The sequence below is a fragment of the uncultured Campylobacter sp. genome (genome assembly GCF_938002845.1).
Taxonomy (GTDB): domain Bacteria; phylum Campylobacterota; class Campylobacteria; order Campylobacterales; family Campylobacteraceae; genus Campylobacter_B.
Window position 1 is genome coordinate 84,191 of sequence record NZ_CALKZP010000050.1, and the last position, 23,674, is coordinate 107,864.

Below are 23,674 nucleotides of genomic sequence, written 5' to 3' on the forward strand. Positions count from 1 at the left end.
AGCCATCCTTTGGTTTAAATTTTAGCAAAAATTATAGCGTATAAAAGCTTTAGTGCGAAAAATACCAAAATAAACGCCGAGATATATGCAAATGCCCGCACTACTATATTTGGAAGCTTGCTGCGAGCTAGATATATCGCAAGCGGGAAAAGCGTGATCCAAGCTAAGATTCCGCTTACAAGCCCCGCAAGAGCAAGCGCAAAATCTGCTCGCGCGGTGCCGGCAGAGACGCTGAGCCAAAACATAATGACGTATGGATTTAGTAAATTTATTAAAAAGCCTTTGCCATAAAGCGCCGCGCCTGAGCAAGCCTCGACGCTTGCAGGTTGCACCGAGCTAGCCGCGCCATGCCAGATCGCGTACGCCATGTAGAGCAAAAAGCACGCGCCAAATACCGATATGCAGGTAAAAACGATCGGAATTTTGGCTAACTGCGATATCCCGAATGCCGAGAGCGCCAGATAGAGCATATCCGCGCTCATGGCGCCGAGGCCCAGGCACAGCGCCTTGGTGTAGCTTCGTAGCGCGTAGGACATTATCAGTACGTTTACCGGGCCGATCGGCACGCTAACGCCCAACCCCATCAAAACCCCTTGTACGAATGGCTGCATTCCTCTGTTTATATCCCCCAAATCTGTCTAAAATTTCAATGCGCGGCGCTGCAGATAGAGCGATGACGCGCGCCTTTGCGAACAGATCAATGACGCACAGCTTCGCGAATGGATCAATCCTAAAATTCCGCGCGCCAGCCGATCGGTTTTTAAATTTAACGCAACCGCCGCCGCAATGCGCCTTAGCCTTAAAATTTTAACGCGTGCGTCGTAGCGCGCTCGGCTTTGAAATTTTGGCGAGCGCTTCGCGCGGCACGCTCAGTCGCAAAATTTCAATATGAGCATTAGTGCTTGAAATTTATACGAGCATTTGTGTGGCGGACCCGCTCACTAGACTTCAAATTTAGTTTTTAAATTTTAACGCATAGATCGTAGTTTAAATTTGCACTTTAAATTTTGCGGCTAGAATTTTGCGAGGCAAAATCCGTCGTCTCGCCTGCGCCGCTAAGTTTTCGAGTTAAATTCCGCAAGTCGAAATTTAAATTTCATCGCTGGTAGCAGAGCCATCACTCTAGTCGTGAGCTAAATTTAACAAGGCAAAATTTAGATCGGCGGTAAACGGCGGCTCGCGCAAGTCGGTAAGTTTTAGTCGCGTAAATTTTAAGATCGCGGCGGTAAAATTTAGCCCGCCGGGGCTCTGCGTAATTTCAGACATTTGCGTATCCGCGCTCGTAAATCGCGGCTGAAATTTTGCGAAGCGAAATCGCGCCTTAAAATTTTATCCGTAAATTTTAAAAATCCGATCGCGGAGCCCGATCAACGTTTGTCCGCTTCAATTAGCCGCGTGCCGAATTAACCGTATGTGCGTTTGAAATTTAGCCGCGCCCGCAATTTGGCTACGCCCTCATTTTAAATTTTTATCGGCAGCCGCAGAACCTTGCCCGCAAAACAGACGCGCCACAAAGCAGACCCCGCCGCGAGGCTAACGCGCCGTAAATTTTATCGTTTCGCTGCGGGGCAAATTCCGCGCCGCAAAGCAAATCTTGCGCGCCGCCGTATTAAATTTACGCCGCAGAGTAAATTTCACGCCGTAGCCATCTTCGTGAAAAGCCCGCGAGGCAAGGGCTTTAAGTAGCCTGCTTCGTAAAATTCCGCGATCGCAATAGCTAAATTTAAAACGAAAAATCCCCCGTCGCGCCGTGCGACATGCTCTCATAGACCGCCTTGACGTATTTGTCGCGCACCGCGCAATCTAGCAGCTTCTCGCACTCCAGGCAGCTGGTGAGGTTGTGCTCGGCTTGGCACGCTTGCAGCGCGGCTAAGCTTTTATCCAAAATTTCGTCGTAAACGTCGCGCGGCGCGCTGCTCTCGGTATCAGCCATCAGTTTTTCTCGCCGTAAATTTCATGCATCTTTGCGATCTCGTATTTCGAGCCGAAAAAGCAAGGGCTGCTTTGGTGGATTTTCTCGATTTTAAGTTGCAAAAGCGATCCGTTCGCGCCGTCGCTGGTGGCGCCTCCAGCGCGCTCGAATATGAACGCAAACGGCAAAACCTCGAAGGTTACGCGAAGCTTGCCGCGCGGATGATCGCTAGTAGCGGGGTAGCTGAAAAGTCCGCCGCCTTTTAATAAAATTTGATGCAGGTCGCTTACCATTGCGCCGCTGTATCGCAGGCGGTAGCCCTCATCAAACAGCGCCCGCACGAGCTTTCGGTGCAGATCGCTCCAGCCCTTTTGCGTCGCACCGGTGGCGTTTAGCTTGCCTTTTTGCTGTAGGCGCAGCTCTTTTACGAAGCTAAATTTGCCCTCGCGATTTAGGCGATAAAGCTTCGGCGCGTCCTCGCAAACGACCATCTCAAGGCGCGGTCCGTAGATGCAATAGATCGCCGCTTTTAAGTTTGCGGGCGAAATTTCATCCTCGTAGATGCCAAATATCGAGCCCACAGCAAAATTTACGTCCACCAAGCTAGAGCCGTCGAGCGGATCGTAAGCGATGATTAGGCGCGCGTCCTCTCGCAGCGTTAAAATTTCATCTTTTTCCTCGCTGATTAGGGCGCGTACGAGCGGGTTTTTGCGAAATTCCGCCTCGATTATGGCGTCGCTTTTTACGTCGAGTTTGAGCTGCGTATCGCCCGTGCTGTTGTGATGATCTGTGTAGCCGAAGTCCGCGTATTTCAGCTCCTCGGCGATTTGTAGCGCGATATTTTGGATTGATTTTACGATCTCTTGCATTTTATTCCTTTACATTTTTTTGGCGTTTTTTAAGATCCATTCGCTAATGCCCGCAGCATCGTTGATGTCGAAATTTACGCGGCAAAATTTATCCATCTGCTCGCCGCTTAAATTTGAAGCGATCGCATCCGAAAATGGCAGATACGCCGGATCGATCCTGTCGCGAAACAGGCTTATGCGCGGCAGCGGCAGCGTCTTTAGCCCCTCTACGAGCAGGATGTCAAAATCTCCGAGCATCCGCACGACCTCGTCAATCTGCATACAGCGCTGCGAAAAATAGCTCGTCCGCGTTGGGCTCATCACGACGGTCTCGGCGCCGAGCTCGCTAAATTTGGCGCTGTCCTTGCCCTCTACGTCGAAGCGCGCCTTATCGCCCGGATCGTGCTTTACGATCGCAGTCCGAAGTCCGCTAGCGATAAAAATTTTAGCGATCTTGCAAATTAGCGTCGTTTTGCCGCTGTTGGAAGGGCCTGAAAATGCGATAGCAAGTCTTTTCATTTTTAAAATCCGGCTTTTTAAGATGAGCGATTGTAGCGAATTTAGCCTTTTAAAAAGCAAAATTCGTTAAAATGCGCCTAAAATTTCAAAGGAAGATCGATGAAGAAATTTTATTTTAGCGGCGCGCTAAACGGCCTGCTAAAGGGCTCGCTCCTAGCCGCGCTAGCGCTATTTTTAAACTCCTGCTCCGCAAACGATCCCCGTCACGATCCGCTTAAAAACGAGTTTCTGGCCTACACGCAAAAATTTGAATCGGTGCGTGCAGGCGATCGATATTTGGGAGTGGCGACCTATCTAAATCCCGTCGCGCCCGAGCTTAGAAACGCCGCGGAGGACGAGGTATTTTTGCTCACCTCCTATCCTAAAGAGATTCAGATCCGTGCGGTGCAGATTAACGGCGTAAACGCAAACGTAGTGCCGCTGCACGACGGAGATCCGCTTTTGCAAAAGGAGCTTTTTAAGATCGCGTGGTCGAGCCGCTACAAGATCACCGCGCCTAAGAGCGATAAGGACGAGCTGGTGCTTAGCTACCGCACCTCAAATGATCTGGGCGCCACGATGAAATTTCGTAAAGTTTCAAAGTCGCTGTATTGGCAGCCGCAGATCGATCTGAAAGATTAAAGGAGAGAAGGTGGGCTACGACATAAGCTACCACGCGATCGGCAAAGAGGAAATTTCGCAGTGGTATTTTGAGCCGCTAAAGCTCGCGCAGAAAGGCGATTTTGAGGCTATCGCTAAAATCGCGCGCGAGGTAGAGATGGATGAATTTTATGTAGAAAAATACGCGGACGGCTTCCGCTCGGCGCTGCAGTACGGCACGCAGAGGATTTTTAATAAAACGCACGGATTTCATATAGCCGTGGCGCAGGGCTATTTTAGAGAGTATTTTTACACGCGCGGCACGGCGTTTAGCTTTTTGGCGGAGCAAAGCTTTAAATTTAAAACCTACATAAGCGATTGGCGCGAGGTTTTGCCGGCGGAATTTCTAGCGGAATTTAGCGGGCAAATTCATAACGAGATCATCGAAAATTACTGCTGCGGCGCGTATCTTAGCGCTGCTAGCGTGCAGAAACTGCTGCGCGATTATGAGGCGGGCGGCGAGATAAAAGAGGCGATAGATGAGTTTTATGCGCAGAATTTGCCCGTGTTTTTAAAGGCGCTAAATTTGGCGCGCGAGCTTGAAGTAGGGCTACTTGAGGCTACCGAAGTGGTTGAGCCCAATCCGATTGATCTTAATAGGTCCGAGTCGTTTTCAAATCTTTTTAATTGCGATACTCAGGGCGCGCTGATCTATGCGGAAATCGCTGCGCAGCAGATCGGCGAAGCGATAGAGCGAGATAAGGCAGGCGGCGGCGTTAGGATGGTCAGAGAGAATTTTACCTTGCGCGGCGAGAAACGCGACGAAAAAAGCTCCGCCTCGCGCGGCGTCAATGCAGCGGGCGGCAGTGCAATAGAAACGGACGGCGGCAGCACAGTGCAAGCAGGCGGCGAGAATTCCGCCCCGTACAGCGGCGATACGATAGAAGACGGCGGCGAGAATTCCGCCGCAGAAGATCATAAAGATGAAACCTCCGCAGGCGGCGGAAAGTCGCTTTTTGACAAGATCAAAGGGCTTTTTAAATAGTAAATTTGATCGCTAAATTTTAAAACGGCTCGCGGAGCCGCACGATTTAAATCGCGATTAAATCATCTCGCGCTTACAGGCCCCGCGCCGTTAAATTTAACTAAAACGTCGCAGTCGGCAAGCGCAAATTTAAAATTTAAAGCTTGCCGAAATTTAAACGGCGACCTGCATATCAGAAGTTACGAAATTTTAAATCACCGCAAGCAGACCGCAAAAGCGGCTAAATTTAAACCTGCCACAGCCTTTGCGGCGGATAAGCTGCGGATAGTTTATCTGTTTAAATTTTTGATCTTTTGTTGATCCAGCGGCAGGTCGGAGCGGATTTTTATTATGACCGTATCGTCGCCGTGAGTGCCTCCGCCTATTAAAACGCCTCCGTCATCCGTGCTTACGGCGCTTTTGAGCCAAAAATCTTACAATTTCGCTTTGTTTTCGCGCAATATATTGCCGTCCAGATTAAGCTCTAAAAATATCGTCTGATCCTCCGAAGCGTCGTTTGCGCCGATTAGAAGTAGCCCCTCTTTGTAGTTTGCTAATTTATAGGTCGCGTTTAGCGTATCGGGCAGATCGCAGACGCTGCGATCTCTTCCACAAATCTGATTTCTCCAAATTTCATTGCCGAAAGCGTCAAATTTTGCGATATTCGCGCCGAATTTTGCCAGCAGAAATATCGATCCGTCCTTTGCTTTTAACGGCTGCGCTTTTTGATCCATTACGAGTTCGTCCGAGACGCCGCCATCCTTCGTGCGGGCGAAATTTACGCTCTTATGCCAAAGCTCCTCGCCTTTGGCGTTAAATTTTAAAAATCCGTCTTTTTTGATGATGAGCAGGATTTCACTTTCGGATATTTTGGCTATCTTTGTCATGGTGCCGTCAAACGGCCTTTTGCTCTTTGCGATATTTAGCTTTTTCTTCCATAGCAGTTTTTCTCTCTCGTAAAAGCACAGATCGTCGTTTTCGTCTATCGCCGCAAATTTATCGCCGAAGCTCGCTACTTCTTTAAATTTAATAGAAAATTCGTAGATTATCTTTTTCGTTTCGGCGTCTAAAATTTGATTATCCAAAAGCGCGTACGAGTCCATCGCCGCTACCGGCATATTGGCTGCGGATACCATATTTAATTTTTTGCGCCAAAGCTCAGCTCCCTGCTCGCTTAACGCAACTAGCGAGACTCGGTATTCATCGTTTGCGCTTGCAAGGAGCAGATATCCTTGCGGAGATTTTATTATGTTATCGACGGTTCTAAAGCCGTTTTTAGCGTAAGGAAGTTCCCAGATCGCGCCTTTTCCTTCAGGGCTTTTTTCGGCTAAATTTTCATTTTGCATCTGCGCAGATTGCGCGGATTTTTCGGCGGAGCTTAACGAAGCGCGATCAAGCCCGCTTATGAACGCTCCGTTTTTCGTAAAATAGGAAAAGAATAGATATTTGCCGCGAGACTCGACGCTTACGCCTTTTAGGCTCTGCGGAAAGAGATATCTTTTTATCGGGGCGGGGTCGAGTTTGTTGCTAAAATCGATCAGATCTATGCTTGGAAACTCCCCCTTTTCGGATATTTTTTTGCCTAAGTAGGCTAAATTTAGATCCTCTATGACTTTAAAATTATTTAAGTGCGCGCCGCTGTAATACGCGCTTGATTGGGCCGTGTCGTTTTTGCCTAAATCATACAGCCCAAATTCGCTCCAATTTGATGAAAATACCCGTTTGCCGTCTTTGGATAGCGTCATTTTATCGATTTCTAAATGCGGATGAGCGATATAGCGGACCTGCTTTAAGATATTAAAGCTTTGCGCGGCATTTGTACGGTACTTATCCATATCCGATATGTCTAAAATATAAAACCCCGTCCAGCTTGCCAGCAAGAGTTTGTTCTCAGATAGCAGTTTTAGATCGCCGAGCTCCTTTATTTCGGATAATCTATGCGGTGCGCAAGCGTAATCGTATTCCCGCTTATCGACTTTGGAAGGGGCGATAAAATAAGCAAGCTGCGTAAATTTATTATCTTTTACATCATAGGCGGTAAGGGTGCTAAAAAAATCCTTCGCAAAAAGGGTGTGTCCGTCGGCTGAAAGCTCTATTTTATTTACAAATCGCGCCTCAAGCCGAGCCGAAATTTTAATATCCCTTCGGTCGCTAAGATCCAGCTTATAAATTCCGAAATTCGGATCGGCGACGAATAGACTTTCGCCGTTTTTGCTCTGCGCGATATCTATGTAAGCGGGATCAAGCTCATGCTGCGGAAAAGAAAATATGCCCGCAAGCCTTAGAGTGTGCGGCTAGGTAACATCGATCAGGACGATACCGCCCTTGTCGTCGCCCAAACCGAAGAGCGTATTTTGATCCTCCGAAAGGCGCAGCTCGTAAATTTCAAACGGAAGCTTAAGCGCGTTTTTTGCAATCTCCCTTTCCTCTAAATTTAGCTCTTGCAGCGCGCCGCCTTGTTTTTTGGCAGCGGCAAGATCGCTTTTAAGGATTAAAATTTCATCCTCTTTAAGCGATTTCGCGGCATCTTTAGTAGCCGAAAAATTTTGAGTCGCCGCGCAAATTTCGCAGATAAAAGCCGAAGCGGCTAAAATTTTAACTATAAGATTTCGCTTTGCTTTCATTTCGCCGCTTCGTAAATTTATCTAAAATCGTCGCTTCTGCTCGGTACCAGCAGATCTTGCAGCTCCTGTTGCACCGAGACTTTCGCGCGCGGATCGAGGATCTGCGAATAGATGATAAAATTTGCGAGCACCTTTTTGCCGTAGTCTCTGCTCTCGGCATACGGCACGAGCTCCATGCTAAGCCACGGCTCAAATTTGCCCTTATTAAACATATCGCCGCGCTGAAGCATCTTTTTGACGAGCCCGAGCCCGCCGTTGTAAGCGTATGCGATGAAAACCGGGCTGTAAATTTTGCGCTCTAACCAGTCGATGTGGATGTTGGCGAAGCGGTAAGCGACCTCCGGGCGGAACATGTCGTCTTGATCGAAGCCGTCGATTTTGAGTTGCTTTTTGCCGATCTCGTTAGCCAAAAACGGCATAAATTGCATCATCCCAAGCGCATACGACGTAGATACCGATGCGGGTACGAAGCGGCTTTCTTGGCGAGCGAGCGCTAAAATTAGCGCCTTGCGGCGGTTGTCGCCGTCGCCGATATACTCCATAAACGGCGTCGGATAGAAGTTGTCCTTGCCGCCGCTTGCTTTATTCATGATATATGAGTACTCGCCGATGCTTTGCTTGGTGTCGAATTTTTTGGCAAATTCCAAAAGCTGCTCGCGAGACATTCTATCGGCGCTATTTTTTGTGCGAACCCAAGCGAAAGGATCGGTGATATCGTAGCCTTCGATGGAATTTTTAGCGGGGTTTGGGATGATGATGTTTAAATTTTTATTTCCCAAGACCTCTTTGGCGTACAGCGCGTAGAGGCTGTAATAATCGCTGCTAGCAAGCTGGCGCAAGACATTTTGATCTCCATTTAGCAGGTAGATCCAAAATTTCGCATTGTGTACATCGTGAGGCTTCTCAAAGCTCGCTGCTGCGCGGCTAAAAAACGCAAGCGCCGCCCCTTCGTCGCCCTGCATGACGGCATTTACGCCGAGCATAAACGCTACGTCCTTCTCCGCGGTTAGCGGATCGACGCCCGTGAGCGAGCGGCGCAAGCGTGGGTATTTGCGGTTGATTAGTGCGTCGTTAAGAACCGCTTTGAAGCCTTTTTGTGAAGCTAGTTCGCTTACGAAGGCTGCGTCGGCGTCGATGTCGATCAGAGCGTCTTTGCCCGCGCCTTTTAAGTAGTCGTAATATAAAAAGTAGTTTTGCGCATTGCGGCTTTGCATAAAATACTCGCTCGGATTTTCGTCGTTAAATCCGCGCAGTAAATTTACGGCGTTTCGCGAAGCCGCGTCTTGGTGACTCTCTAGTTGCGAAGCGAGTGTCTCGCGCACGGACGGACTTAGCTTGGCGATAAAATTTGGATAGGAGCGCGCCTTTTTGCAGGTTAAATTTGCATCTAAAATATTTGCCGCCGTTACTCCTGCGCAGCGATCCGGACGCTTAGGAGGGCGAATGGCGCCGAAAATTCTATCTAGCTTCTCTTTTAGTTTGCCCTTGTAGCGAAAGATGCTCTGTTTTAAGGCTCTAATCTCCGCTTTGTTGTATTTCGTCTCATCTATTAGGCGATAGATGTAATAGTCCTTGGCTAGGGATTTTGGCTCGTCTTTGATCTGTTCGTAGCTTAAAATTTTACCGCTACTTGCGGCGCACAGCAGTCCTAAAACAAGGCTAAATTTCAGAAATATTTTCAAATGACCGTCCTATTGATGATATAGATTATCGCGCTGTCAAAGAAATTAAGCACGAGTAGGATAAGAAGCGGCGAAAGATCAAACCCGCCGAAAGTCGTAGGCAGATAGCGGCGCACCAGCGCGAACGCGGGCTCGGTAAGCGCAGAGATGACGCGGTAGATTTTATAAAATTTACCGAACGGATTTGGACGGATGAAGCTCAAAACGCACGCGATAAAGATCACGATCATATAGGCTTGCAGCGCGTAGTGCAGAGTGATGAGCGCGCCGTAGATCAGGCTGTTTGCTAGCATACGATCTCCTTCAGATCGGCGCGGATCAGCGGATACAGCTCGCTAAGCTCCGGTCCGTGGGGCGCGCCGGTTAGTAAAAACCTAAGCGGCATAAACAGGCTCTTGCCCTTTAAGCTTGTAGCCTGCGAAAGCGCCGCTTTGAAATCATTAAATTCCGCGCTTGCGCCGTTTGAGCTTAATAAATTTAAGATCGCCTCTCGCAGCGCCTGCGCCTGCGCCGCCCACTCCTGCGGGATATCTTTCGCGCCGTAGATCGCTGCGATCTTCTCTTTGATCTGTGGGATTAGGCTCGCTTCTTGAGTGTAAAATTTTATCAAAGGCGAAAATTTTGGCTCAAGCTCAAAAAGCTCCGCCAGGCGCTGCTCGCTCGCTCTTTTGATATGCTCGCGGTTTATAAAGGCGAGTTTGTCCTCGTCAAATTTCGCCGGGCTTTTTGAAATTTTAGCGATATCGAAAAACTCCACCGCCTCATCCATGCTAAAGACCTCGCGCGGCGTTTTGTTACCCAGTAGGATCAGATAATTCGCGATCGCTTCGGGCAGGTAGCCGCTTTGAAGCAGCCATTTTACCGACGAGCTATCCTCGCGCTTGCTCATCTTTTTGCCTTCGGAATTTAATATGATCGGTAGGTGCGCGTATTTGATCTCGCCCTCGTAGCCGAGGCTTTGGCGGATCCAGTTTTGCTTCGGGGTGTTTGAGACGTGATCCTCACCGCGGATTACGAAGCTCACGCCCTGCATCATATCGTCGCAGGCGCAGGCGAAGTTATAAGTTGGCGTCTTGTCCGCACGCATGATAACAAAGCTGTCGATATTCTGCGGCTCAAATGCGATACGGCCCTTGATTGCGTCGGTAAATTCCAGCGCGTGATCAGGTTTTTTAAGGCGGATGGTAAAAGGCTTCTCACAGTTTAGCACCTCTTCATCGCTTAAATGCTCGCAGTGCCCGTCGTAACGATAAGCCTCGCCCGCGTCCTTGGCGGCTTGCTTTTTCGCTTCAAGCTCCTCCTCACTGCAAAAACAGCAAAACGCCTTTTTCTCGGCGAGTAACTTAGCGGCAAATTGCTGATGAAATTTTAAATTTTTGCTTTGATAATACAGACTCTGCCACGAGATGCCGAAGCGCTTTAAAATTTCGATGATCTCTTGATCTTTGCCTTCGATATTGCGCGCAGTGTCGGTATCCTCGATGCGTAAAATAAAGCCGCTTTTATCCTGTAGAGAGCAGATGTAGTTAAAAATAGCCGCGCGTAAATTTCCGATATGCATATCGCCGGTGGGCGATGGAGCGAAGCGATACAATTTAGGTCCTTTGGGTTTAAATTTAAGCTGGGATTATACTTTTTACTTCCTAATAAAAAGCAAAAACAAAGCAAAAATAGGCTAATATCGGCGCATCTTATCTAAGGAGAAAATATGGGTTTCATTCAGGAATTTAAAGAATTTGCGATGAAAGGCAACGTCATCGATATGGCGGTGGGCGTCGTCATCGGCGGGGCTTTCGGCAAGATCGTAACCTCGCTCGTAAGCGACATTATGATGCCGGTTTTAGGACTTCTTACGGGAGGAATGAATTTTACCGATCTTAAGATCGTGCTAAAAGAAGCGGTGGGGCAGACCCCGGCCGTTACGATAAACTACGGCTCGTTTATCCAGGTAACGGTCGATTTTATCATCATCGCGTTTTGTATATTCTGCGCGATCAAGGCGATCAATAAGCTTAAAAAGCCCGCTCCTGCGCCTGAGCCGGCAGCACCTGCGGAGCCTAGCGAAGAGATTAAGCTTCTTACCGAGATAAGAGACCTGCTTAAAAAATAGGTTACGGCGATGCTTGAGAGAATTCCTTATTTTAAAGCTCTAAGCGCAGCGCAAATCGATCGTTTGGAGCAGATTAGCATCCATAAAAGCTACAAAAAGGGCGAAATTTTATTTTTCGAGGGCGAGCGCTCGCAGTATCTATTAATCCTGCTAAAAGGAATTTTAAAAATCTATAAAACCTCCGCAAAGGGGCGCGAGATCCATATGCGCGAGATCCGCCCCATCTCGCTCGTGGCGGAGATGGTAAATTTCGAAGAGACGAGCTATCCTGCAAGTGGCGTGTTTTCGACAAACGGCGAGGTGCTAAAGATCGATTATGAAAAATTTAAAAACGAGTTTATGAGCGATCCTAAAATTTGCCTGGAGCTTTTAAAATCGATGTCTGAAAAGATCCGCGCGCTAAATGCGGTCTTTGATAATCAAGTCGTGCTTAGCTGCGACGGCAAAATCGCTAAGTTTATCAACGAAAATTTTGATATTTTTATGAGCACAAAATACACTAGAATAGCCAAAATTCTAAATGTTACCCCCGAAACATTTTCGCGCACCATCACTAAATTTAAAAAGAGTGGCGCGCTAATTTTGGACGATAAGCAAGAAATCACGGGCTTTGATAAAGATAAGCTGGACGAGTATATCCAAGGCTAGAGTTTGAAAAGCGCCTATATTTTTCCGATCGTCGGTACGGTTTTATTTCTGTTTTTCAATCTTTACGTTTATAAGTCGATCGGCGCGCGCTTTACGCCATATAAAAATTTCGTGATCTTTCGCCCTGCCTTGAGCTTGCTTTGCGTAGCTTTGGCGATTTTAGATGCGATATTTTTTGTGGGTTTTGGGCTTAATGGAAGCTTTAAAAATGAGCTGCTTTATAAAGCTTGCGTATTTTGCATGGCAGCGTCCTTTTCGCTCTTTTTTATCTGCCTTGCTTACGATGTGCTAAGCGCCGCTGCGCATGTAGTTAAATTTAGCCAAAACAGGCGAAAATTTTTAAAAACCTTTATAGACGTAACCTTTGTAATAATGGCGTTTAGCTATATTTTTAAGGGGCTTTATAATGCACTAAAAATTCCAAAAATCACCGAGCGCGAAATAAAAATCAAAAACTTAGCTCGCGAGCTAAGCTTCGTCGTTATTTCGGACGTGCATCTGGGCGAGTTTTTGAAAAAGGAATTTTTGCAAGGCGTCGTAGCGCAGATAAACTCGCTAAATTATGATGCGCTACTGATCGTGGGCGATATGTTTGATCTGCGCTCGGATGAGCTCGGGGATATTTTGCAGCCTCTTGAGGCGATCAAAAAGCCTATCTTTTTCGTCACGGGCAACCACGAATATTACCGCGGCGACGCAAGCGGGCTTATAGCGGCGATGCAAAAAGCGGGTGTGCGGGTGCTGCAAAACGAAAGCGTGGAATTTGAAGGGCTAAATTTAATGGGCGTGTACGATCTTAGCGGCTTTCGCTTCGGATACATGCAGCCCGATCTCGGCGCTGCGCTAGCGCAGGCAGACCCCGATAAGCCTAAAATTTTACTCGCGCATCAGCCCAAATACGTCGTGGATTTCGTGCGCGACGAGGTCGATCTGTGTATCTGCGGACACACGCACGCGGGGCAAATTTTCCCGTGGACGCTTTTGGTGCTGCTTAGCCAGAAGTATCTTTACGGGCTGTATAACGACGGGCTGAAGCAAATTTACGTAAGCAGCGGCGTAGGGTTTTGGGGCCCGCCGATAAGGGTCTTTGCGGATGCCGAAATCGCGCTGCTTAAGCTTAGAAAGGCATAGATGAGAAGTTTTATTTCGAGGATTTTTGGGGTTATCGCCGCGGTGAAATTTCCTAAATTTATACAAAATTTTATCAACCGCAAATATGTGGAATTTTTCAAAATCGATATGAGCGAATTTGATCCGCCGCAAAGCTACGCGAGCCTAAACGCGCTTTTTACCCGCCGCTTGCTGCGCCCGCGCGAGATAGCGGCAGACGAGGCGGCTTTTATAAGCCCTAGCGACGGTGTGGTCTTTGAGAGCGGATGCTGCGACGATCTGCGGGCTTTTAGCGTAAAGGGCTGTGAATATAGCCTTAGCGAGCTATTGGGGCGCACGTTTACTGCAAGCGAAAGCGGCGCGGTTAAAAAATTAGATGACGCCGCGGACGCCGCTCAAGCGAAAATCATAGGCGGCGGCGCAACTTATGCCGCAAGCGGCGTGCGAGCTGAAATTTACAGAGATGAAAATAGCGCGAGCCGCGAAACGAGCGCAGAGGACGCCCAATGCCGCAAAAATACAAGCGGCGCAAATTTAAGCTACGCAAATATCTATCTAAGCCCGCGTGATTATCATCATTATCACGCGCCGTGCGATCTGGGCGTGCTGCAGGCGCTTTATATCCCTGCCGATCTCTACAGCGTGGCGAAGAAGCTTTTACTTAAAATTCCAAACCTCTACGCTAAAAACGAGCGCGTGATTTTGAAGTGCAAAATGCGAAACGGCGGGATTTTATGGATGGTTTTCGTGGGTGCTTTAAACGTCGGCAAGATGAGATTTGATTTCGATACGCGAATACAGACGAATGCATGCGCAAGTAGAGCTGAGGCGCTTTACGAATATGAAAATTTAAAATTTAAAAAGGGCAATCATTTGGGAAATTTCGAGCTGGGCTCAACGATCGTACTCGTAGCGCAAAGCGAGTTTTTAAAATTTGAAACCCCGGCTGATACGTCCGTAAAATTCGGACAAAAAATCGCAGAATTTAATGAAATTTCACAAAATTCCATTTAAAATGCAGGATTTTTTCTTTAACTAAAATTAATTTTATTTAAATTTGGCTATAATCATCTCACTTTAAATCAAAGGATTTAACATGAAAAATTTAAAAGCTTTTACGATGATAGAGCTTGTTTTTGTCATCGTCGTTTTAGGTATTTTGGCGGGCATTGCGGTGCCTAGATTAGCCGCTACGCGCGATGATGCTACAATCGCTAAGATGCGTGGGGATATCGCCGCCATTAGAAGCGGACTTTCGCTAGTTAGAAGCGAGAATATGATGAGGGGCGTGACTATGTGGCCTGCTTTGGAGGGTTCAGACAATGCCACTCTTTTTGAAGGCGTTTTGCAGCAACCTATCTATCCTATGAGAGATGGCGGTAGGAACGGCTGGGCTTTGGTTACGAACGGCAATGCTAACGCAACGTCTACATATAGGGCTAGCGTAGCAGGCAAGAGTACTACTTTTGATTACTATCCGACATCGGCTTTGGCTACGGCAGCGGGTAGAAACGTAGGTTCATTCGACTGCGATCACAAAGACGAGCTTTGCCAATCCTTAGCTCAATAGCTAAATGCTCTATTATGAAGTTGCGGTTTTGGGCGCCAGCCTAAAGCCGCTTACTTATAGTTTAAATTTTAAAATCCCAGCTTATCAAATCGTATCCGTTCCCATAAAATCAAGTATCAAATCCGCCGTAATTCTGCGCGAGGTTGCAAAGCCGAGCTTCAAAACTAAGAAAATTTTAAAGATTTCGCAGCTTAAATTTACGCAGTTTCAAATTATACTAGCAAATTTTATAGCGCATTATTATGTTTGCGAAAAGGGCGTTGCATTCGGGATCTTTGAGCCTTCAAGTGAGACGACGCAGAATTTGCGGAATTCGCAGGAGGATCCTACGACCGAGCGGAATTGCGCTTGCGAGCAAATTCCCGTTAGTGAGTTGGTCTCCGCTTGCAAACAAGCTTCTACCCGCGAACAAAATTTTATTTTCGAGCAGGATTCCATCACCACACAAAATTCTACGCTCGATGGGAATTTTAATGCCACACACAATTCCGCCTCAATTCAAAATTCTGAATTGAGGAGGAATTCTACTACCGCAGAAAATTCTGTTACCGTCATAAATTCCGTCATCGCGCCAAATTCCATGCAAAAGCAAAATTTAAAGCAGGCGCAAAATATTATCTCACAAAATTTGGCATCAAATTCTACCGCCGCACAGAATTCTATCCAAGAGAGGGACTTTGTCGATGAGCAAAATTCCGTTTCAATTCAAAATTCTACATTGGCTCAAAATCCCGCTACGACAATAAATTTTGTTGCCGCCCTCGAGCCGACACACAAACAAAATTTCGCTATCGCGCAAAATTCGATCCAAGAGCGGGATTTTACTGAGAGAGAGAATTCTATTTCGATTCAAAATTCTACTTCAGCGCAAAATTCTGCCCTAATTCAAAATTTCGACACTACCGCGCAAAGCCCCATTTCGCAGCCGCTACCCCCGCTTCAAATAGGTAAAATTCCAAACCTCACCCCCGCGCAGGAGCAAGCGCGTAAATTTGCCGAAGCCAATGAGACGTCGCTGATTTTCGGCGATACGGGCAGCGGCAAGAGCGAAATTTATATCGCGCTGATCGCGCAGGCGCTCGCTGCGGGCAAACAGGCTCTGTTTTTGATGCCCGAGATTTCGCTAACACCGCAGATGACGAAGCGGCTACAGAGCTATTTCGGCGAGCGACTCGGCGTCTGGCACTCCAAAATTTCGCCCAAGAAAAAGCGTGAAATTTTAGAAAAATTTAACGCAGGCGAAATTCGGCTCATCGCGGGCGCCCGCTCAGCGCTGTTTTTGCCCTTTAGCGATCTGGGCCTCATCGTCGTGGATGAGGAGCACGACGACAGCTACAAATCCGCTGCCGCGCCGCGCCTAAATGCCCGCGACGCCGCAATTTTCGTCGGCAAGAAGCTTGGCATCCGCGTGGTTTTGGGCTCTGCGACGCCCGCGCTTAGCACCTACGCGAAGCAGCCGCACTTCCGCCTGCGCGGCACCTACTTTAGCAGCGCCAAGCGCTTTATTTTCGACGAGAGCGAAACGGGGTTGAGTCCCAAAATTTTAACCGAGATCGGGCGCAGCTTAGATGCAGGCAAGCAGGCGGTCGTGTTTTTGCCGACGCGCGCGAACTACAAATATATGGTTTGCGAAAACTGCGGGCAGATCGTGCGCTGCCCGTTTTGCGCCGTCGGGATGAGCTATCACGCGGACGCTGCAGCGCTGAAGTGCCATTACTGCGGCTTTAGCACGTTTTACAGGGCGTCTTGCGAAAACTGCGGCGGCGAGGTGATGCAGGCGCGCAAGATCGGCACGGGCGAGCTTGCGGCACAGCTTGCGGCGCGTTTCCCGAGCGCTCGCATCGCAAAATTTGATCGCGACGAGATCACCACGCAGCGCAAGCTAGAGGCGCTACTCAATAACTTCAACGCCCATAAAATCGACATTTTGGTAGGCACGCAGATGCTTAGTAAGGGGCACGATTACCACGGCGTGGATCTTGCGGTGATAATGGGGATTGACGAGCATCTGAGCTATCCCGATTTTAGGGCGCGCGAAAAGACGTTAGCGCTTGCGATGCAGGTGGCTGGCCGCGCGGGTCGCTCGGGGCAGGGCAGGGTCGTCATACAGACGCGCCAGAGCAGCTTTTTTAGGGATTATATCGAAAACTACGATGATTTTTTGCGCGACGAGGCGGAGTTTCGAGAGGGGCTCTATCCGCCGTATATGCGGCTTTTGCGCGTGCTGATCTCGCATAAAAATGAAAAGACGGCGAGCGAGATAATGAACGCCGCGCTTGAGCTTTTGCGCCGCAAACAGGCGGGAGATAGCGCGTTTGCATCGCGTGACGGGCTAGACGCTAGGAGAGCAAATTTAAGCGCTTTAAATTTACAAAATTCTGCGCAGCAGGACGGTAAACAGATGCCAAATTTTAAATTTCAAGGCTCGGATTTGCGCGAGAGTTATGTAAATTTAAGCTCCCAAAAAAACGCTTCAAATTTAAAAAATGCCGCGCAAATTTCAGCTTGCGACGAGGAAGCGGACAACGTGAATTTAAAGCCTGAAAGAAACGAGATCGCGCAAAATTTTATAAATTTAGCGGCCGAAAATACTGCCGAAAATTCCACTCAGTATTTGAAAGAGAAGGCGAGCGAGAGCTTTGAGATCATCGGCTACGGCAAGGCGGGCATCGCCTATATCGCGTCGAAATTTCGCTTTGAAATTCTGCTGCGCGCTAGCTCGCACGTGCCGCTAATCAACGCCGCGCGCGCGCTTGAGCATCTGCCCGTCGAAATCGATATGGATCCCGTAAACTTCGGCTAGACGGAGCTTTTAAAATTCGAGCGAAATTTTATTCATTGCGGACGCTTTTTTGCAGCGTTTGTTTGCGGAACGGGCTAAAAAAGAGTGGCAAAATTTCGGGCAAAATTTAAGGAGACGATTTGAGCGATAATTTAGATGAGCTAAGAGAGGCCTTGCGCAGAAGGCGCGCGAAGGCGTCTTGCGGATCGCAGACAGATAGTGACAAGCCTGATGCTTGCGATCTAAATTTAAAACCAAATTTAAAGCTAGGCCGCTTGGAGCTTGCGGATGATAGCGCAGAAACATATACCGACAAGGACGCGAGCCTTTCGAGTAAGGATAATACCATAATCATAGATTATGACAGAGCCCCATTAATCATCACGGATCATCTATATCGCGATTACGTTAAATATCAATTCCCTGCGATGTGCTGCGTATTTTTAATATTTTTGTTTTTTGCCATCATCGTGGTGGGGCCGCCAGAGCTAGGCGTATTGCGAATGTTTATCCTAGTGCCCTTGCCGCTCATAGAGGCGGCTAGGCGCGAGGGCGAAGCATATTTCGTGATGACGAACTCTACCGTCGCGTATTATAAAAAGGGCGAAATTGTGAAATTTTTTGAGCTACAAAAGATCGGTGCGATGGCGGTTAGCTTCGATTGCAGATGGAGTTGGAGGCAGCAAATACCGTTAGCCCTTAAGATCGTTATCGCCGTTTGGGTTTTACTCGCGCTTAAGCTTGGCGGAGACGACGAAAGCGTGAGTGTTAATATTAGAAATATAGTTTGTATTTTTACTATGGTACTTACCTTGCTTTACGGCTCTAAGATATTTATGCATCTACATAATGGCAGCCTCGGATTTTTCGGCATTCACGATCAGCTTGTGCTATATAAAGAAAACGCCAGCGTCGATATAATGAATATTTTGATGGCAAACAAAGATGAATATGTGCAGCTACGAGAGTATTTCTTAGCCGTGCTAAATGTCGATATAGACGAGCTGCGGCGCACGATGTCGGTTTTCGATGAAAAGATAGAATTTAAGAAATTTAAATTCTAAATCGGTGCGCTTGAGGGTTTGTCCGCAGGAACAAATATAGACTCCGTGAGTATTGGCTAGGCGTGCAGTTAAGCGAATTTTATTCACCTAAATTTTGCTCGCGTAATTTACATGATACGACGATAAATTTTACGTCTTGTCGTTCTTATATCCGATTAAAATCAAAATATAATATCAAATTGCAGCGTTTTAATCTTAACGGGATATAATAAGTCATCGCTCTTTTTGAAAGAGGCAAAACTATTTGCACCGATATAGAGCATATAAAGGCAACGATTTGAAAAAACTACTTAGAAATTTTATGATTTTTGCGGGTTTTATCTTTATGTTATACACCTCCTATTTTCTATATTTTTATTCCAAAAGAGCCGAATATGCGGCTATTTTATTGCAGAAGGCGCTTAGGTATGAAGAGGAATTTTTTACTGAGAAAACACAAAATTTAGACCCGTCTGAGCAAACCAAGCTAAGGCATGAGTTTGAAAAAGAGAAATTAAAACTAGAAAAATATTGCAGCGATGCCATAATAAACGGCGAAAATGGTTATTGCAAGGTTTATTACAACCTCGATTTCGACTATATCCATTTTTACGACGGGCGAAATCAAGATATCGCGCTGGGCTACGACTTTGATAACGAAAGCATCGAGTTTTATAAAAAGCTATCAGATCACTATGATTACAAAGGCAAAAAATGCAGATCGCGCAGAGTGTATAGCGAGCACCATGCGACATTTGCTATTGATAATTTTGAGTATGCGACGTTTTGGTTGGGAGATCATGGCGAATTTACCCTAAAAGATCCATATATTCATGAATGTGAATAAAATCTATTATGCTTAAAGCGAAAGGATAAATCCGCTAAAATGCCTATAAATGGAGCAATATGAGAGTATTAAAATTTATTTTTATAATAGCGGCGTCTATTTTGTTTTGTTATGTGGCGGAGGAGCTTATAAATTATTTGATAATTAAGCCGCGCATTCCTATGGAATTTACCGATATAAATTTAACTAAAGCCGGCAATAAAGCGGAATTATATATAAATAACAAAGATGATAAAATTTGTAGATATTTTACTTTGGATTTTGTCTCATACGATTACGATAGAGATATGAAGCTCTTGGATGATGAGTTCGCAAATACGTATATAGGAGGGGAATACGACGTGAACGAAACGCTGCTGCGCGGTACCAAAATACCGCTAAGTCTAAAGATATACAAAATAGATAATGAGCCGAATAAATTTGGACGCGGAAAGGAGTATTTTTATTATAAGTTAAAACCCGTGTTTGCAGAGGCGAGGAATTTACGCCCCGCGTATATGCAAACGAGTATTTATAGGGGCGAGAAACACTATGACGCATATAGTGCGACGATCGCCTGCACGCCCTTACAAAAAGGTATGTATAAGGTAGAACTAGAGAATTTACAAGATTTGCCTATTTTTTCGAATGTAAAAATTTATTTTACTACGAAAGATAGCGGTCTTAAATATTAAGAAGGCCGCAAGAAAAGGTATTTGATAATTGCGATGTAGAAGCTAGCTCGTACAAACCTTTGTTTCTAGGCTTTTTATTTCGCGTTTGTAATAAAAATATTAAGCAGCATTTAATCCGCCGCACAATACAATACATCAATGTATCGTTCGAAATTTAATGAAAGTGCAGTTGGATTTTGTACGCTCATTCGCACTTTGTGGGTATCGAGGGTAGCCGTTAAGTCTAAGTACCGAACTTGCGATAGCGTGCGCTTTTTGGGCTGCCATCTATGTTTATTTAAAGGAACATAATGAAAAATCCGCTTCGTTACGTGGATTATTGTAATGATTTAATAAAATTCGGCTTTGCTAAAAAGCATAATTTTTTAGCTATGATTGCCGTATTTTCTATGGTTCTTATGCCTATATGTTTTTTGGCCGCTTATGCAGTTGTACCCAGTGAGAAGTCCTTACAGAATCCATATATTTTCTCCGGAACAGTAGAGAAATTTTTTAGATTTCATAGTTATAAAAGCGGTAATGGTTGCAAGATATCTGTAGCGGGAAATGGCAAAATCTTTTCTTGGGAATTTATCGATTTTCATATTGATACAAACAAATACGACTATGAAGAAAAATACTTTTGTGATTTTATATTTAGTAGATACATTAATAATAAATGCGTAATCTTAAAAATGATAAATCTTCATATCGTAGAATTTGGAGATTGTGATAATAAAGTAATCATCGAAGTTGATCTTAGGCAAAATTTCTTTGAACAAAAACTCTTTTTATTCAGCGGAATTATCTTGGCGCTAGTTTTATTTTTTACATTTTTTCAACTAAATAAAGCATATAAAAATTCATTAAAAGGGGCATAAATATGTCGTATAACGTTTCCGCAATATCTGATGCGATAAGAATTCTACTTAAAAATACGCGCAGGAATTCATTCTGCTAACGTCAAATAAACTTTTTCAATATATCGCAAAATTTTTCTCACTCATGCCTCGACACTTCAAATTTATTGCTCGAATATAAACTTTACTTCGTGATCCATATAGAGCTTACCGCGCAGCTTGCTATCCGCAGCGCTTACTCCTCGCTTTCATCCGTTCGTACGATCAGGCTTTTTGGAAGGCGGAATTTCTCGATGATCTCACATTCTTTGGCGCGCATCTGTCCGTCGTCGCTCTCGTGGTCGTAACCTAGCACGTGCAGCAGACCGTGCGTAAAAAGTAGCGCCGTCTCGTCATCCCTGCCGTGCCCTAGCTGCGCGGCTTTCAGCTCTACGAGGTCTAAATTTATCACGACCGAGCCGAGTAGCGCGGGGGCGAAATTTTCGCCGCCAAAATTCTCATTTTTAAAATTTTCATCGCCAGGACTTTCGCCCTCGGAATTTTCAGGATTTATGGTATTGGAATTTTCGCTCACAGAATTCGCGGCGTCTGTATTTTCACTAGCAGAATTTGCAGCGTTTAGAATTTTGCCGCCGCTGTTTTCATGCGCGGAGCTCTCTTCGCTCAAATCCTCGCCGAAGCCCGCAAACGCCGCAGGATCGAGCGGGAAACTCAGCACGTCGGTCGTCTTATCGATGCCGCGCGTTTGCGCGTTTAGCTGCCGCATCTCCTCGCCGCGCACGAAAATTAGCTCGACGCTCCCGCCGCCCAGCTCCGCCGCGATAGCGTCCAAAATTTCGGGATAGGGCTGCTCGCAAAGTATCATTTTTACCCCTCTTTTATAAAATTTTCGTATAATTTTAGCAAAAAAAGGACGAAAATGAGAGCTTTATGCGTGATCAGCGGCGGCATGGATAGCGCGACCTGCGCCTATATCGCAAAGCGCGAAGGTTACGAGATCGTGGCGCTGCACTTTGATTATAATCAGCGCACGATGGACAAGGAGCGCGAGTGCTTCAGTAAAATTTGCGACGATTTGGGGGTCGCAAAGAGGTTCGTTTTAGACGCTCGCTTCATCGCGCAAATCGGCGGAAGCGCCCTTACGGACGGTACTTTGCCGATCAGAAAGGGTGCTGCGGAGCTTTGCGGCGCAACAAATACTACCGGCACCGAGATTGACAGCGCGGCAAATTCCAAGAGTGCCGAGCTCGGAGAGCTAAATTTTATCGAGACAAATTCCGCCGCCGAACTATACGAGCAAAATTCTATCGCGGCAAATTATATTAATGCCGAGATTGGCGGGCAAAATTTTACCGAGGCAAATTTTTTGACGAGCCCCGCGGGCGCTACGCTCGCCGTAGATTCGGCGCGAGACAGCTGCGTGCAGAGCGGTGAAATTTTAATTCAAGACGCTGAAATTTTACTAGGGGGCGATGAGCCTTCGCCGCAAGGCGGTAAAATTTTAGCTCGCGACGACAAAATCCCGTCGCAGGGCAGCAAAATTCTGGTTCAAGAAGGTGAAATTTTATCTCAAAGCGGAGCCGGGCCGCAAGAGGGCGATAAAATTTCATCGAAGCGCGCAGAGGGTGAAATTTCATCGCAAAGCCAAAGCGATAAAATTTCACCGCCAAGCGGCGAGAGCGTGTTTTCGGATCTGCCGAGCACCTACGTGCCGTTTCGCAACGGCGTGTTTTTGAGCATCGCCGCCGCCCTTGCCGAGAAGGAGCGCTGCGACGCGATCTTCATCGGCGTGGTGCAGGAGGACAGTAGCGGCTACCCCGACTGCAGCGCGGGCTTCATCGGCGCGTTTGAGCGAGCGCTTGAGCTGGGCACGAGCCGCGACTTTCATCCGCGCATCAAAACCCCGCTCGTGCACCTTAGCAAGGCGCAGATTGTCTCGTTAGCGCTTAAAATCGGCGTACCGCTAGAGCTTACGTGGAGCTGCTACGAGCGCGAGGACGCTGCGTGCGGGCTTTGCGACAGCTGCTTGCTGCGGCTTAAAGGCTTTGCGGGCGCCTGCGCGAAGGATAAAATCCCCTATGCGATAGAAGTTTAGGTACACCGCGGCGAAATTTACCGAGCCCGCATAGCTCGGCGCGTCATTGCAGCACCTGATATACGCGGGTTTTGAATGCGTAGCGCCATATGATTTGCGGCTAGATTTAAACGTGCGGCGGCCTGCACTTTGGCGCGCGCCGAGCTGTGGCTGTAAATTTAAACTGCGCTTCGGAATTTGAAAAATTTTAATGCGAGCGTTGCATGCGGTTTGAGGCGAAAATCAATTATAAATTTAACCCTACGATATATTTATTAGCGCATAGGCGGATATAAACATATCGTAGTATAATCCGAGAATTAAATTTTAAGGAGGAGAGAATGGCGTTTGAAAATGCTATCATCACTAAAAAGGATGATGAAAAGTACGGGTTGAGTAAAATTTTTTATCAATATAGTCCGTATTATGAAGAACTACCTAGAAATTTTGTTGTTGATAGACAAAAAGATATTTGGTTTCTTTTAATTAAAAGACTACCAAATGAAGGGTATGATTATGGTTATGGGAGCAAAAAGCTATGGAGGCTTTATATTCAAGGAAATAATTTAGATATTCTTTTGGACTACGAATATGATCAAGAAGTGGATGGACGCAAATTTCAAAGGGTGTGGAAAATTATCGAGGTAAATGTTATAAATTCTATTATTCCAGATAATGAAGTTATTAAAATATTGAGAGATATTTTGATTGATTTTAAATTTAGACCAGGCTGGGAGGATAAGGATGATTTTAGTGTAGCGTTAATAGATGTAAGAAAGGAAAAATAAA

At 46.5% G+C, this 23,674-nt stretch carries 24 protein-coding genes and 4 pseudogenes; 17 read left to right on the plus strand and 11 right to left on the minus strand.

Annotated elements, in window-relative coordinates:
- Positions 1–14: 14 nt before the first annotated feature.
- The 5 genes from Q0224_RS08050 to mobB all read right to left on the minus strand — a co-directional run bounded on the left by Q0224_RS08050 (position 15) and on the right by mobB (position 3,279).
- Positions 15–584, minus strand: coding sequence for a LysE family transporter (locus tag Q0224_RS08050; RefSeq protein ID WP_297950384.1), 570 nt, complete (start codon positions 582–584; stop codon positions 15–17).
- Between the two features lie 538 nt (positions 585–1,122).
- Positions 1,123–1,266 (minus strand): hypothetical protein, encoded by a 144-nt coding sequence (locus tag Q0224_RS08055; protein ID WP_297950386.1) that lies wholly within the window; start codon positions 1,264–1,266, stop codon positions 1,123–1,125.
- A gap of 457 nt (positions 1,267–1,723) precedes the next feature.
- Entirely contained in the window at positions 1,724–1,933 is a 210-nt protein-coding gene (locus Q0224_RS08060) for a hypothetical protein (protein WP_295151906.1), read from the minus strand.
- Positions 1,933–2,781: a class 1 fructose-bisphosphatase gene (locus tag Q0224_RS08065; protein ID WP_297950388.1), complete on the minus strand. Its 849-nt coding sequence runs from the start codon at positions 2,779–2,781 to the stop codon at positions 1,933–1,935. Before Q0224_RS08065 ends, Q0224_RS08060 begins: the two co-directional genes overlap by 1 nt.
- A gap of 9 nt (positions 2,782–2,790) precedes the next feature.
- On the minus strand, positions 2,791–3,279 hold the full coding sequence (gene mobB, locus Q0224_RS08070; RefSeq protein WP_297950390.1) for a molybdopterin-guanine dinucleotide biosynthesis protein B: 489 nt from the start codon (positions 3,277–3,279) through the stop codon (positions 2,791–2,793).
- Between the two features lie 99 nt (positions 3,280–3,378).
- Here mobB and Q0224_RS08075 point away from each other — a divergent pair, with 99 nt between their 5' ends.
- Together Q0224_RS08075 and Q0224_RS08080 are read left to right on the plus strand one after the other, a co-directional pair.
- Positions 3,379–3,900 carry a hypothetical protein gene (locus Q0224_RS08075; RefSeq protein ID WP_297950392.1) on the plus strand — a complete coding sequence of 174 codons (522 nt, stop codon included), beginning with the start codon at positions 3,379–3,381 and terminating at the stop codon, positions 3,898–3,900.
- Between the two features lie 10 nt (positions 3,901–3,910).
- Entirely contained in the window at positions 3,911–4,903 is a 993-nt protein-coding gene (locus tag Q0224_RS08080) for a hypothetical protein (protein ID WP_297950394.1), read from the plus strand.
- A 413-nt stretch (positions 4,904–5,316) separates the two neighbouring features.
- Here the strand turns inward: Q0224_RS08080 and Q0224_RS08085 are convergent, their stop codons facing one another.
- A complete protein-coding gene (locus Q0224_RS08085; RefSeq protein ID WP_297950396.1) occupies positions 5,317–6,717 on the minus strand; it encodes a hypothetical protein in 1,401 nt (466 codons plus the stop codon).
- Positions 6,718–6,819: 102 nt separating this feature from the next.
- Here Q0224_RS08085 and Q0224_RS08090 point away from each other — a divergent pair, with 102 nt between their 5' ends.
- A complete protein-coding gene (locus Q0224_RS08090; protein WP_297950398.1) occupies positions 6,820–6,969 on the plus strand; it encodes a hypothetical protein in 150 nt (49 codons plus the stop codon).
- 207 nt (positions 6,970–7,176) lie between these two features.
- Here Q0224_RS08090 and Q0224_RS08095 read toward each other — a convergent pair whose 3' ends face one another.
- From Q0224_RS08095 to gltX, 4 genes are read right to left on the minus strand one after another with little or no spacing between them, the layout of a single operon-like run.
- The gene (locus tag Q0224_RS08095; protein WP_297950400.1) at positions 7,177–7,506 is read right to left on the minus strand and encodes a hypothetical protein; all 330 of its coding nucleotides are present in this window, start codon (positions 7,504–7,506) and stop codon (positions 7,177–7,179) included.
- A 17-nt stretch (positions 7,507–7,523) separates the two neighbouring features.
- Positions 7,524–9,188 carry a lytic transglycosylase domain-containing protein gene (locus Q0224_RS08100; RefSeq protein WP_297950401.1) on the minus strand — a complete coding sequence of 555 codons (1,665 nt, stop codon included), beginning with the start codon at positions 9,186–9,188 and terminating at the stop codon, positions 7,524–7,526.
- Positions 9,185–9,481, minus strand: coding sequence for a YggT family protein (locus Q0224_RS08105; protein ID WP_297950403.1), 297 nt, complete (start codon positions 9,479–9,481; stop codon positions 9,185–9,187). The genes Q0224_RS08100 and Q0224_RS08105 overlap by 4 nt, the downstream gene beginning before the upstream one ends.
- Positions 9,475–10,782: a glutamate--tRNA ligase gene (gltX, locus tag Q0224_RS08110; RefSeq protein ID WP_297950405.1), complete on the minus strand. Its 1,308-nt coding sequence runs from the start codon at positions 10,780–10,782 to the stop codon at positions 9,475–9,477. Before gltX ends, Q0224_RS08105 begins: the two co-directional genes overlap by 7 nt.
- Positions 10,783–10,896: 114 nt before the next feature.
- On the opposite strand from gltX, the gene mscL reads away from it, so the two are divergent.
- The 11 genes and pseudogenes from mscL to Q0224_RS08160 all read left to right on the plus strand — a co-directional run bounded on the left by mscL (position 10,897) and on the right by Q0224_RS08160 (position 20,832).
- Complete coding sequence (gene mscL, locus Q0224_RS08115; RefSeq protein WP_297950406.1) at positions 10,897–11,298, plus strand: large-conductance mechanosensitive channel protein MscL; 402 nt, start codon at positions 10,897–10,899, stop codon at positions 11,296–11,298.
- Between the two features lie 9 nt (positions 11,299–11,307).
- Positions 11,308–11,946, plus strand: a complete 639-nt coding sequence (locus Q0224_RS08120) for a Crp/Fnr family transcriptional regulator (protein ID WP_297883312.1) — start codon at positions 11,308–11,310, stop codon at positions 11,944–11,946.
- Positions 11,947–11,949: 3 nt separating this feature from the next.
- Complete coding sequence (locus Q0224_RS08125; protein WP_297950407.1) at positions 11,950–13,077, plus strand: metallophosphoesterase; 1,128 nt, start codon at positions 11,950–11,952, stop codon at positions 13,075–13,077.
- Positions 13,078–14,070: an archaetidylserine decarboxylase gene (asd, locus tag Q0224_RS08130; RefSeq protein WP_297950409.1), complete on the plus strand. Its 993-nt coding sequence runs from the start codon at positions 13,078–13,080 to the stop codon at positions 14,068–14,070.
- An 82-nt stretch (positions 14,071–14,152) separates the two neighbouring features.
- Positions 14,153–14,626, plus strand: a complete 474-nt coding sequence (locus Q0224_RS08135) for a prepilin-type N-terminal cleavage/methylation domain-containing protein (protein WP_297950411.1) — start codon at positions 14,153–14,155, stop codon at positions 14,624–14,626.
- 4 nt (positions 14,627–14,630) lie between these two features.
- Positions 14,631–14,882, plus strand: a pseudogene (locus tag Q0224_RS11005) (primosomal protein N'); the annotation flags it as partial.
- 693 nt (positions 14,883–15,575) lie between these two features.
- Positions 15,576–16,916 (plus strand): annotated as a pseudogene (gene priA, locus Q0224_RS11010) (primosomal protein N'); the annotation flags it as partial.
- A 632-nt stretch (positions 16,917–17,548) separates the two neighbouring features.
- On the plus strand, positions 17,549–18,472 hold the full coding sequence (locus Q0224_RS08145; protein WP_297950415.1) for a hypothetical protein: 924 nt from the start codon (positions 17,549–17,551) through the stop codon (positions 18,470–18,472).
- Between the two features lie 277 nt (positions 18,473–18,749).
- Positions 18,750–19,298: a hypothetical protein gene (locus tag Q0224_RS08150; RefSeq protein WP_297950418.1), complete on the plus strand. Its 549-nt coding sequence runs from the start codon at positions 18,750–18,752 to the stop codon at positions 19,296–19,298.
- 59 nt (positions 19,299–19,357) lie between these two features.
- Positions 19,358–19,972 carry a hypothetical protein gene (locus tag Q0224_RS08155; RefSeq protein WP_297950420.1) on the plus strand — a complete coding sequence of 205 codons (615 nt, stop codon included), beginning with the start codon at positions 19,358–19,360 and terminating at the stop codon, positions 19,970–19,972.
- A 290-nt stretch (positions 19,973–20,262) separates the two neighbouring features.
- Complete coding sequence (locus Q0224_RS08160) at positions 20,263–20,832, plus strand: hypothetical protein (protein WP_297950422.1); 570 nt, start codon at positions 20,263–20,265, stop codon at positions 20,830–20,832.
- A gap of 214 nt (positions 20,833–21,046) precedes the next feature.
- On the opposite strand, the gene ybeY is transcribed toward Q0224_RS08160, so the two are convergent.
- On the minus strand, positions 21,047–21,676 hold the full coding sequence (ybeY, locus tag Q0224_RS08165; protein WP_297880202.1) for an rRNA maturation RNase YbeY: 630 nt from the start codon (positions 21,674–21,676) through the stop codon (positions 21,047–21,049).
- Positions 21,677–21,730: 54 nt separating this feature from the next.
- Here ybeY and Q0224_RS08170 point away from each other — a divergent pair.
- The 3 genes and pseudogenes from Q0224_RS08170 to Q0224_RS08180 form a co-directional block, all read left to right on the plus strand.
- Positions 21,731–21,997 (plus strand): annotated as a pseudogene (locus tag Q0224_RS08170) (7-cyano-7-deazaguanine synthase); the annotation flags it as partial.
- 489 nt (positions 21,998–22,486) lie between these two features.
- Positions 22,487–22,906 (plus strand): annotated as a pseudogene (locus Q0224_RS08175) (7-cyano-7-deazaguanine synthase); the annotation flags it as partial.
- A gap of 320 nt (positions 22,907–23,226) precedes the next feature.
- The gene (locus Q0224_RS08180; protein ID WP_297880200.1) at positions 23,227–23,673 is read left to right on the plus strand and encodes a hypothetical protein; all 447 of its coding nucleotides are present in this window, start codon (positions 23,227–23,229) and stop codon (positions 23,671–23,673) included.
- Position 23,674 lies beyond the last annotated feature (1 nt).

What these genes read in the sequence shown, in the direction of transcription:
- Q0224_RS08085 (WP_297950396.1), bottom strand. Translation starts at nt 6,717, where the DNA reads ATGGATAAGTACCGTACAAATGCCGCGCAAAGCTTTAATATCTTAAAG.
- Q0224_RS08055 (WP_297950386.1), bottom strand. Translation starts at nt 1,266, where the DNA reads ATGTCTGAAATTACGCAGAGCCCCGGCGGGCTAAATTTTACCGCCGCG.
- Q0224_RS08095 (WP_297950400.1), bottom strand. Translation starts at nt 7,506, where the DNA reads ATGAAAGCAAAGCGAAATCTTATAGTTAAAATTTTAGCCGCTTCGGCT.
- Q0224_RS08120 (WP_297883312.1), top strand. Translation starts at nt 11,308, where the DNA reads ATGCTTGAGAGAATTCCTTATTTTAAAGCTCTAAGCGCAGCGCAAATC.
- Q0224_RS08075 (WP_297950392.1), top strand. Translation starts at nt 3,379, where the DNA reads ATGAAGAAATTTTATTTTAGCGGCGCGCTAAACGGCCTGCTAAAGGGC.
- Q0224_RS08135 (WP_297950411.1), top strand. Translation starts at nt 14,153, where the DNA reads ATGAAAAATTTAAAAGCTTTTACGATGATAGAGCTTGTTTTTGTCATC.
- Q0224_RS08160 (WP_297950422.1), top strand. Translation starts at nt 20,263, where the DNA reads ATGAAAAATCCGCTTCGTTACGTGGATTATTGTAATGATTTAATAAAA.
- Q0224_RS08105 (WP_297950403.1), bottom strand. Translation starts at nt 9,481, where the DNA reads ATGCTAGCAAACAGCCTGATCTACGGCGCGCTCATCACTCTGCACTAC.
- Q0224_RS08065 (WP_297950388.1), bottom strand. Translation starts at nt 2,781, where the DNA reads ATGCAAGAGATCGTAAAATCAATCCAAAATATCGCGCTACAAATCGCC.
- Q0224_RS08050 (WP_297950384.1), bottom strand. Translation starts at nt 584, where the DNA reads ATGGGGTTGGGCGTTAGCGTGCCGATCGGCCCGGTAAACGTACTGATA.
- Q0224_RS08060 (WP_295151906.1), bottom strand. Translation starts at nt 1,933, where the DNA reads ATGGCTGATACCGAGAGCAGCGCGCCGCGCGACGTTTACGACGAAATT.
- asd (WP_297950409.1), top strand. Translation starts at nt 13,078, where the DNA reads ATGAGAAGTTTTATTTCGAGGATTTTTGGGGTTATCGCCGCGGTGAAA.
- Q0224_RS08090 (WP_297950398.1), top strand. Translation starts at nt 6,820, where the DNA reads ATGCGGTGCGCAAGCGTAATCGTATTCCCGCTTATCGACTTTGGAAGG.
- ybeY (WP_297880202.1), bottom strand. Translation starts at nt 21,676, where the DNA reads ATGATACTTTGCGAGCAGCCCTATCCCGAAATTTTGGACGCTATCGCG.
- mobB (WP_297950390.1), bottom strand. Translation starts at nt 3,279, where the DNA reads ATGAAAAGACTTGCTATCGCATTTTCAGGCCCTTCCAACAGCGGCAAA.
- Q0224_RS08180 (WP_297880200.1), top strand. Translation starts at nt 23,227, where the DNA reads ATGGCGTTTGAAAATGCTATCATCACTAAAAAGGATGATGAAAAGTAC.
- mscL (WP_297950406.1), top strand. Translation starts at nt 10,897, where the DNA reads ATGGGTTTCATTCAGGAATTTAAAGAATTTGCGATGAAAGGCAACGTC.
- Q0224_RS08155 (WP_297950420.1), top strand. Translation starts at nt 19,358, where the DNA reads ATGAGAGTATTAAAATTTATTTTTATAATAGCGGCGTCTATTTTGTTT.